Annotated in this window: 10 protein-coding genes; 3 read left to right on the top strand and 7 right to left on the bottom strand. The window is 58.4% G+C overall.

The window, feature by feature from the left end; translation table 11 throughout:
* Both ACN4F8_RS04925 and msrB read right to left on the bottom strand, forming a co-directional pair.
* Nucleotides 1-275: peptide-methionine (S)-S-oxide reductase (locus ACN4F8_RS04925; RefSeq protein WP_134529215.1), on the bottom strand; the 275-nt coding region annotated here is incomplete at its 3' end.
* Nucleotides 275-718, bottom strand: coding sequence for a peptide-methionine (R)-S-oxide reductase MsrB (gene msrB / locus ACN4F8_RS04920; protein WP_026437745.1), 444 nt, complete (start codon nucleotides 716-718; stop codon nucleotides 275-277). The genes msrB and ACN4F8_RS04925, both read right to left, overlap by 1 nt.
* A 544-nt stretch (nucleotides 719-1,262) precedes the next feature.
* Here msrB and ACN4F8_RS04915 point away from each other — a divergent pair.
* Nucleotides 1,263-2,219 carry an AraC family transcriptional regulator gene (locus ACN4F8_RS04915; RefSeq protein WP_026437744.1) on the top strand — a complete coding sequence of 319 codons (957 nt, stop codon included), beginning with the start codon at nucleotides 1,263-1,265 and terminating at the stop codon, nucleotides 2,217-2,219.
* Nucleotides 2,220-2,224: 5 nt separating this feature from the next.
* Here the strand turns inward: ACN4F8_RS04915 and ACN4F8_RS04910 are convergent, their stop codons facing one another.
* Nucleotides 2,225-2,749: an OsmC family protein gene (locus tag ACN4F8_RS04910; protein ID WP_051249077.1), complete on the bottom strand. Its 525-nt coding sequence runs from the start codon at nucleotides 2,747-2,749 to the stop codon at nucleotides 2,225-2,227.
* A gap of 706 nt (nucleotides 2,750-3,455) precedes the next feature.
* On the opposite strand from ACN4F8_RS04910, the gene gshB reads away from it, so the two are divergent.
* Both gshB and trxC read left to right on the top strand, forming a co-directional pair.
* Nucleotides 3,456-4,409 (top strand): glutathione synthase, encoded by a 954-nt coding sequence (gshB, locus tag ACN4F8_RS04905; protein WP_026437743.1) that lies wholly within the window; start codon nucleotides 3,456-3,458, stop codon nucleotides 4,407-4,409.
* A 70-nt stretch (nucleotides 4,410-4,479) separates the two neighbouring features.
* Nucleotides 4,480-4,932: a thioredoxin TrxC gene (gene trxC / locus ACN4F8_RS04900; RefSeq protein WP_034713375.1), complete on the top strand. Its 453-nt coding sequence runs from the start codon at nucleotides 4,480-4,482 to the stop codon at nucleotides 4,930-4,932.
* A 331-nt stretch (nucleotides 4,933-5,263) separates the two neighbouring features.
* Here the strand turns inward: trxC and ACN4F8_RS04895 are convergent, their stop codons facing one another.
* The 4 genes from ACN4F8_RS04895 to ACN4F8_RS04880 all read right to left on the bottom strand — a co-directional run bounded on the left by ACN4F8_RS04895 (nucleotide 5,264) and on the right by ACN4F8_RS04880 (nucleotide 8,612).
* The gene (locus ACN4F8_RS04895) at nucleotides 5,264-5,584 is read right to left on the bottom strand and encodes a DUF1840 domain-containing protein (RefSeq protein WP_026437742.1); all 321 of its coding nucleotides are present in this window, start codon (nucleotides 5,582-5,584) and stop codon (nucleotides 5,264-5,266) included.
* Nucleotides 5,585-5,759: 175 nt separating this feature from the next.
* The gene (locus ACN4F8_RS04890) at nucleotides 5,760-7,298 is read right to left on the bottom strand and encodes a DASS family sodium-coupled anion symporter (protein ID WP_034713374.1); all 1,539 of its coding nucleotides are present in this window, start codon (nucleotides 7,296-7,298) and stop codon (nucleotides 5,760-5,762) included.
* Between the two features lie 76 nt (nucleotides 7,299-7,374).
* On the bottom strand, nucleotides 7,375-7,665 hold the full coding sequence (locus tag ACN4F8_RS04885) for a hypothetical protein (RefSeq protein ID WP_034713372.1): 291 nt from the start codon (nucleotides 7,663-7,665) through the stop codon (nucleotides 7,375-7,377).
* Nucleotides 7,666-7,667: 2 nt separating this feature from the next.
* Nucleotides 7,668-8,612: a DnaJ C-terminal domain-containing protein gene (locus ACN4F8_RS04880; protein ID WP_026437739.1), complete on the bottom strand. Its 945-nt coding sequence runs from the start codon at nucleotides 8,610-8,612 to the stop codon at nucleotides 7,668-7,670.
* Nucleotides 8,613-8,946 lie beyond the last annotated feature (334 nt).

Genomic DNA, 8,946 nt, shown 5'->3' with positions numbered 1-8,946 from the left:
CGGTAGGAGAGCCCACGGTCATTGCCCTGACGGTTCTTCGTCGTCGGGTCGTGAATCTGGAAGAAGAACTCCAGAATTTTCCGGTAACTCGTCAACTCGGGGTCAAAGATGATCTCGATCCCTTCGGCATGCGTGCCGTGATTGCGATACGTGGCGTTTGGAACATCGCCGCCGGTGTAACCCACGCGAGTCGAGATGATGCCGGGCTGCTTGCGGATGAGATCCTGCATTCCCCAGAAACAACCGCCGGCCAGGATGGCTTTTTCGTGATTCATCAAACGTTCTCCACTTGGTCGAGATAGGCACCATAACCCTCGGCAACCATCTCTTCGCGGTGGATGAAGCGCAAGGACGCCGAGTTGATGCAATAGCGCAAGCCCCCTCGGTCCGAGGGTCCGTCGGGAAACACGTGGCCCAAATGGCTGTCGCCATGGGTCGAACGCACTTCGGTTCGCACCATGCCGTGCTCGGTGTCGCGCAATTCGTTCACGTTCGCCGGAACGATCGGCTTGGTGAAGCTTGGCCAGCCAGTACCCGAATCGAACTTGTCCGCCGAAGCGAACAGCGGCTCTCCCGACACTACGTCGACATAGATGCCAGGCTCCTTGTTGTCGTTGTACTCTCCCGTGAAGGGCCTTTCGGTGCCGGACTTCTGAGTAACCCGACGTTGCTCGGGGGTCAGGCGGTCAAGTGCTGCCTGTGTCTTTTCAAACTTCATGAAGTTCTCCTGTGCTTACTTAAAGGGCTGGGCAGCTGCGCCCAGCGGGTTCTGCTGGCCATCTGAGGTGTCCTCCCCAATGGCCAAACACGGTCAGTGCTCATCTGACAATAGGCGTAGACTGTCAATACGGCTCGAAAACAGGCGGTTGAGGGGACCACCGAGGACTACCGCTGTAGAACTTGCCCCATCGCACTAACCGAGAACTCTCGGCCTAGGGAACTCTGAACAAGTCCACCGTTCATGCTGCCACTTGTGTTGCTTGATGCAATGGAGCCTGCGGGATGAGCCAGATCAGTTTTAAGGGCGCAGAACAAAGGTGCACTCCCAGTGACTCCGGACCATTGTTTCTTGGGTACCCTCAAGGGTCAACAGGCCAATGTGTTTCATCGTCCGGCAAAAGAGGCCAGGAAACCTGAAGTCATCTGCCAGTGTGAGGCAGGCCTGGTCAGTGCGTAGCAGCCCGTCGCGGGAGCGCTGACGTTTGCGTACTATCGGGATTTCGAGGCGCCGCTTCGACCTGAATTCACGTGGAGTCAGCACCTTGAACGAACGACCGCTACTACGCATTTCGCCAGGCGATCTCGAGGGTGTGCTTGGTACTCTCGATGTCAGTTTCGTTGCCCTTTCGGAATGCTTAGTGAGCATGGGATACAGCCTGGAACTGGGCGGCATGAACGCGCCCGGCATCCACTACAACATCGTTGGTACTGGCCGGGCCTTGATTGGCAATCGCGACCCCATACCGTTGATGCCCCACACATTGATCGTTGTGCCGCCAAATTCGCCTTTTCGAATTGAGGTGGAGGGCAGCACAGGATTCACAGGCCTGCGTTCCGTCAAGAAGCAGCCCCAGATGATCTCGTCAAGCACGATACGCAGATTCTCGGCGGGAGATGGAGATCCTTCTTTGATACTGGTGTGCGGATACTTTCATGCCACCTACGGCGCCTGCGCCGAACTCTTTGGTAGCTTGACAGAGCCGATCTTCGAACAGTTCGACATCGACGATCACGTTGACACGAAACTGCAGACAGCGCTCAGCGAGCTCGTCGCACAGGAGGTTGGCAGCGGGGCAATGAGTGCGGCCTTACTAAAGCAAGTCATCGTGTTGCTTTTGCGTCGGTCGCTCGTCTCCATGAACGCCTGGGTGGAACGCTTTTCGATGCTCAGCGATCCGTTAGTAGCAAGAGCCTTTGCCGCAATGGCCATGCGTCCTAGCGACGATCATTCACTTCAAAGCCTCGCCCACACGGCCTGCCTCAGCCGCTCTGCTTTCGCCGCTCGATTTACCGCGGCTATAGGAAAGTCTCCGATGCAGGTGCTTCGGGAGCTCCGACTGCGGCAAGCGATGTTCCAGCTAAAAGCCAGTGGCCTCGCCGTCGAGCTCGTTGCCCGCAACGCCGGATATGCCAGTCGGAGCAGTTTCACAAAAGCATTCCGAAGGACCTACGGAATAGAGCCGTCCGCAGTCCGTCGCAGCGTTCCAGCTGAGGCCTAGCCGACTCAGGACGTAGCGTCCTGTGCTTCCGCCTGATCACAGGCCTGCTCCATGTCGCGCATGTGCTCACAAAGAGAAACTGCCTCGTCCGCCAAGCTCCCCGAGAAAACTAAAGTCGGCAAGGCTTCCGACCCGCGCTCAATCGTCTTGTACACAGGGCAGTTTGAGACGATTTCAAGAAGTTTCTGTTGCTGCTCGTCGCTCAAGCTTCCCTGAAGCTGTATTTCCAGACTGAAGGTGTCCGCCGCGTTCAACCCATTTCGGAGATGCGTCACCTTCACCCGAATCCGCTCCAGTGGCCACTTCTTGCGCGACGCATATAGACGCATCGTCATCACTGAGCAAGTCCCAAGGGCCGCACTCAACAAGTCGTATGGGTTGGGACCGGACCCGAGCCCCCCTATGCCTATCGGTTCATCCACGATAAACGTAGAGGAGCCAGCCCGCACCTTCAGCTGAAACGGGCCATTCTTGGTCTCGTCGATGACGATGGTTTCCCCAACCGCATCGACTCGCTGATTTATAGCCATATGAAATACCCCTCCAGGCGCCTAGAGCCTCCACTGGGTAACGACTACCAGAGACTGCCGGGCACGGATACCAGATGGGCGGGCCTTTTCTTGCCCACCTTCTACGTCGTGGGCGACACACCGTGTGGTGCACTCGGGCCAGCAATTAGAAATATACCGCCACCAAGACGTCTCCGAGTCCGGAAGAAGCGTCCAGCGCGCAGCGCCCGGCGGCCCCTCGTGTGCCGCGCCCCAGTCGGACGCCCCTGCTCCATCGATCAGCGAGTTTTCTCAGCGACCGAAACGAAGAATATGCGGCCGTCCCGCTTCACAACTATGACTGCTCGTTGGGCTCGCGAACTGACTTCCGTAAAACTGTTCGCAGCGTGGAGATTGACGTGGAAAAACGGGAAATGCCAGTCTGCGCTATGCGTAACACGACAAGAAGTGAGTCTCTAGAACAGCGGGGAGCCCAGTTCTCTTCATTAACAACTTGAAGTCCGAAAGAAGTGGTCACTTGTCGTGGAGTCCACGCTCTGGCTCGGATGGTCGATGCTCCCGGCCAACATCCATGCAGAATCAACTCCCCTGCTCCCTGCTCCCTGCTCCCTGCTCCCTGCTCCCTGCTCCCTGCTCCTGCTCCCGCTCAGGTAAGCGCGAAGGGAAGGCCGACGGCCTGGAGAAATCCGTGTCCCGAGTTCGTTCGATGCTGCTAGAGGAACGTCAGATGAAGAAGCTCTTGTTTGTCGTCGACCCGCTGGACGAGTTCAAGGTCCAAAAGGACACCACTTTCTCAATAATGCGTGAGGCGCAGTTGCGGGGTCACCATATAGCAGCATGCCTGCCGCGAGACATTCAGTGGAAGTCAGGCAGTTTTGTCGCAGCCACAGTACAGCAAATTAGCCTGACCGGATCCTACCCAGGCTGGTACCGCGTCCACGACACAAAGCAAATGCACTTGAAAGACTTTGACGCTGTCCTCATGCGCAAGGATCCACCATTCAACGCGGAGTACATCTACGCCACCCACTTGCTGGAACAAGTTGAACGGGAGGGTGGCAACGTAGTGAACAGACCGCGGTCACTTCGCGACCACCCCGAGAAACTCGCAATCATGGAGTTCTCTCACCTCGCACCGCCGACGCTGGTTACGCGCAATGCCGAGTCCGTGCGAGACTTCCACGCGGAGCATGGCGATATCATTCTTAAGCCGCTTGATGGAATGGGTGGCAAAGGCATTTTCCGTGTCGGACAGGGCGCGCTGAATCTCGGAGTCATCATCGAAACGTTAAACAAGGGTGGCGCCGAAACCATCATGGTCCAGCGCTTTGTGCCGCAGATCGCAGACGGCGACAAGCGCATCCTCATAATCAACGGCGAGCCCGTGCCTTTTGTCCTGGCACGTATTCCGCAGGGTACCGAAGTGCGTGGAAACTTGGCGGTTGGGGGCAAAGGGGTGGCGCAGCCTTTGACTCCGCGCAACCGTGAGATAGCAGAACTTATCGGCCGAGCACTTGCACCACGCGGACTCTTACTCATTGGGCTTGATGTGATTGGTGATTCTGTTACTGAGATCAATGTCACCAGTCCTACTGGCTTTCAAGAAATCACTGACCAAACCGGCTTCAACGTTCCGGCGCTTTTTGTCGACGCGTTGGAACGGACTACACGCACAACGTAGGTCGAACCCCCGCGGCGCCCGCTGTGGTTCCCGGCGCACAGCAATTGGCCTTTAACTTTGGGAGTGAAATATGCTCGAAAAGCTGCACGTAGTTTGTCCAAACTGCCAGATCACAAACCGGATAGCGAGCGAACACCTCACGAGCGAGCCAAACTGCGGTAGCTGTCATCAACCTCTATTCAACGCGAGCTCATTCAACTTGGACGAGGCCTCCTTCGACAAGCATGTCTCGCGAAACGAGACTCCGGTTCTGGTGGACTTCTGGGCGCCCTGGTGCGGGCCGTGCCGCCAGATGGCACCCGCGTTCGAACATGCTGCGGCGCAACTCGAACCCGATTTCCGGTTGGCAAAGGTCGATACGCAAGCTGTCCCCTCCCTGGCAGAGCGCTTCAACATTCGAAGCATCCCGACACTGGCTCTATTTCAAGGAGGACGTGAGGTTGCCAGACAAACAGGTGCCATGAGTGCACCGGACATCGTCAGATGGGTCCAGGCCCAAGCCCTAGCACGGAACCTGGGATAGATATTGCATAGCCACCGTTGCGTCTTGCTCTTCGAGCCAGGATTTGTTCAGCGGCCATGGTCTTTGGGCCGTCAACGGACGACCTCACTCTGACAAGTACTCCTGTCCCACCAGTTCATTCTGGGCGAAGTTCATCGTGTCTGGCAGTTGGTGAACGCATGTCCATAGGAAAGCATAGCTATGTGCAATGCGTTTACCGCTTCATCATCCGGCTACTGCCCTTCCTCGTGCTGAATTTTCTCAGTGCCCTCGGCGCCACCGACTTATGAGACATCGATAAACAGATGTCGACCCCTTGGGGAGTAGTGCGAAGCGATGCGCGGGTCGCCCTTCACACTCCCCAGACGATATCGACCCTGGCTTTTTCGCAGCGCTGCAGCATCTCGATTAGGGGGATGCTGCGCACGCGCAGGCTCACCGTGTCGGAGGAAGGCGATGCATCGTCTGCGTCTTCGTCTTCCTTGGGCTTCTGGCGCGCCTCGTCGGCCGCCACGGCAGCGAGGATGGCCTTCACGGCCCCACTCATCTCGGCGGGCTGGATGATGCCCGGACCCGACGGGTCCTTGCCCATGATCTCCAGCAAAATCTTGCCGTGCTGCTTGAGCATCACGAGGTCGCCCGTTTCACGGGACTTGAATCGATACGTAGACATAAGATGCCTCCTGTGGTGAGGTGCCAGACCATTCTTGCGCCGATGCGCCCCCGAGACCAGGCGGCCTCGCGAACAAGATGGTCTGGACGGGGCCCGTTGCCTTATGTCGGCTACGGGTTTTGTGCTTCGTGTGCATCACTTCCTTGTCTAGCTGTACCGGAAATGACATGGCGCCTCAGGCTGTCTTCGTCATGTACCCCATCCAGGGCCAATAGGTCAACGCGAAGACAACCAGAAGCGCCATGGCTACCAATGTGATGACGAAGCCGGTGCGAACGAAATCTCGTGCGTCGAATGTGCCTGTGCCGTAGGCAATCATGTTCTGCGGCGCGTTCACCGGAAGGATGAATCCAAAGCTCACGACGAACTGCAAAAGCATCGTCATTCCGATGACGTTGATGTCTGGCGTCTGAACGGCCAGCAGAACGCTCATGATGATGGGAATCATCGTCGAGGCGAGAGCTGTGGCGCTCGCAAAGCCGAGGTGGATGACGATCAAAAACAGCGACAGCAGCATCAGGACAACGAAGGCGCTGGCGTGTTGAAGACCAAGGTTCTGCACAATCAGGTTTGCGAGCCAGCCGGCCGCATTGGTCCTCAGCAAGGCCGTTCCCACACTGATGCCGACCGCGAACAGCACGACCGTTCCCCAAGGAAAGCCGTGCTGCGACTCTTTCCAATCCATCACGCCCAGGCGAGGCAGCAGCATCAAGGCGATCGCGGCGATAGTTGTCGACGACGTGTCGAAGTCGTGCAGCACTTTCTCGGTCGCCCAAAAGCCCAGCAGTACCAACACGATTGCCAGGAGCTTCCACTCTCTCGTAGTTGTCTTCCCGATCGCATCCAGCTGCTTTCGAATAGTCGCCCGCCCGCCCTCGATCTCCTTCATTTCCGGTTTCATCATGCGGGTCATGATGAAGTAGACCGCGACGCTCATCAGGGCTGAGAACGGCGCCCCGGCAATGAACCACTCCATCCACGTGATCGTGGCCTGGAACTGCTTTTCGATGAAGCCGATAGCCACCAAGTTCTGCGCCGCCGCGGTCTTGATGCCGATGTTCCAGACGCTGGCAGTCTGTGCCGCTGCGATCACCAGCAGGCCCGCGAAGCGACTGCGCTTGTCCACCTTGAAGGCAAGAATGAATCCCATCATGATGGGCACCAGGCAAGCCACCCTTGCCGTTGTGCTGGGCACGATGAACGACAGCAGGAAGCCCACGACCATGGCGCCAATAACGATGTGGTTGGTGCGCGCATCTACTTTTGAAAGCACGAGCAGCGCGATGCGCCGGTCAAGCCCCGTGGCCGTCATAGCGGCGGCGATAAAACAAGCTGCCGCGACCAATGCGACAGCACTGTTTGAAAAGCCCGACAGTGCCAGGCTCAGCGCCGCACCGGTCCCAATGTCACCGCTCGCTGGCTTTGCGACATCGGGGGTCGCAGCCAGAAGGAAGATCATCAGTGCGCCGACTACTACAGCACTCACGGCATAGTCGAGAGCCTCGGTCATCCAGACGATCACGGCGAAGGCAAGTACAGCCAGCATCACCTGGCCAGCCAGCGGCAGCCCCGGCGCAGCCGGCATCCACAGCACGGCCAACAACGCAGCAACCGCAAGGACGAGGCCCGCAGTCTTGATGAAGTGCCGATTCGATGAGGGCGGCACGGAAGGCACCTGTGTCGCGAGAGGAGCGGCCTTCAATAGCTGATTCATGAGATTCTTTCCTTGGCTGCTCTGGTGATGAGCGATTACCCCAGAAGATCGGCGCCCCCCGGCACCATGGCGACGTTCAGCGCAATTCAAGTTGCCTACGCAGACGTGCCACTTCTTCAATCAAGTCCGCCGTGAGGGCCGCCAGCTGTGGATCCGCATCAAAGCAGGTCTCCAAGTGCGCAACCCGACGTGCGCGCACCAGTGTGAAACAGTCGAAGCGCCATCCTTCAGACCCCACGTGGACATGCAGCACGCCTGCCTCAACGCGTCTCTCAAGCCAAAGCACGTCTACGCCGCAGGCCCGCGCCGCCTCCTCAACTGAGAACACCGCGCCTATCAGCACTTCTGCATCGAGTATGGGTTTCATGTTCACGCTCCTGCGACTGTCCGCGCGTCAAATCCGGGAAATGCGTGCGCCAAGGCCGAGTACGCGTCGCGCTGTCCGTCGGTGGCAGCGGCCGGCAAGACGACTTCCAGCACCAGGTAAAGGTCACCGGGTTCGGATGCGGGGATTCCACGACCCCTCAGCCGCAGCTTTTTGCCAGGCGTCCAGCCGCCAGGGACTGTTACCTCCACAGCGTCGTCCGCTGGCAGTCGCACCATCACTGACGCTCCAAGCGCGGCTTCCCAAGGAGACAGCGATAGGCGACCGTGTACGTCCTTACCGTCGGCACGCCACTTGGTATTTGCGCGGATCACCACTTCCAGGAGTAGGTCGCCGGGTGGGCCGCCGTTGACGCCTGGACTACCCTGCCCAGCCAACCGGATGTGCTGACCCTCCCGTACTCCCTTCGGTATCCGAACTTCCAGTTGGCGTTTCTCGCGCCTGGGTTGGCCTTGATCGTCAATACGCACTGCGTCTAGCTCCAGCATGCGCACCGCGCCAAGATAGGTATCCAGTAGTTCGAGTTCGATGCGTGTGTGTCGAGCCTCACCCGGAATTGGTCCTTCAGGGTGACGCGCCCCGCCCCGGCGCGTGCGGTTGGCCCGCCCGAACAACTCCTCAAAGAAGTCGCTGTGCTGCGCGTTTCCGCCAACAGATGTGAAGTCGAAGCCTTGTTGCCAGCCTGGTGGAGGCCGGAACTCGCGAGCGCTTTGTGGCTGCGCTAACAGCTGATCGTATTCGGCGCGCTTTTCAGGATCTGACAGAACTCCATTGGCCTCGTTCACCTCCGCCATCCGTGCAGACGCGTCCGGTACCTTGCTGACGTCGGGGTGGAACTTGCGCGCGAGCTTGCGAAACGCTTTTTTTATCTCCTCTGGCGTGGCCGTCTTCTCCACGCCGAGCGTCTTGTAGTAGTCCTTGAACTCCATGCTTGGCTACCCGGTCACCGTCGGAACTCAGCGGGAATCGGATCCACGCTCAGCTTCAAACTGGTGTCGCGCTCCACCGCCCCGACTCGCCCCGCACTGAGCGCACGCTCAATTGCCAACGCTGGTGGGCGCGTGCCGAATAAACCTTGGCTGCTACGTCTATACCGACATAGCTTCACCCTCAGCAAAAGGCTTTCCAATCGAAGTCTCATTGAATACCTGCCCCCGAGATGCCAGCGGCATGCGACGAAGGACGCGTTGCAACTTGACTGCTCCGACGGGCGCCAACATTGCCGCCGACTCTATTCTCGCCCGTTAACAGAATTCGCATATG

Origin of the sequence: Hydrogenophaga sp. (assembly GCF_048549895.1) — a bacterium.
GTDB lineage: Bacteria > Pseudomonadota > Gammaproteobacteria > Burkholderiales > Burkholderiaceae_C > Hydrogenophaga.
This window is presented reverse-complemented; position numbering and strand designations above follow the sequence as displayed.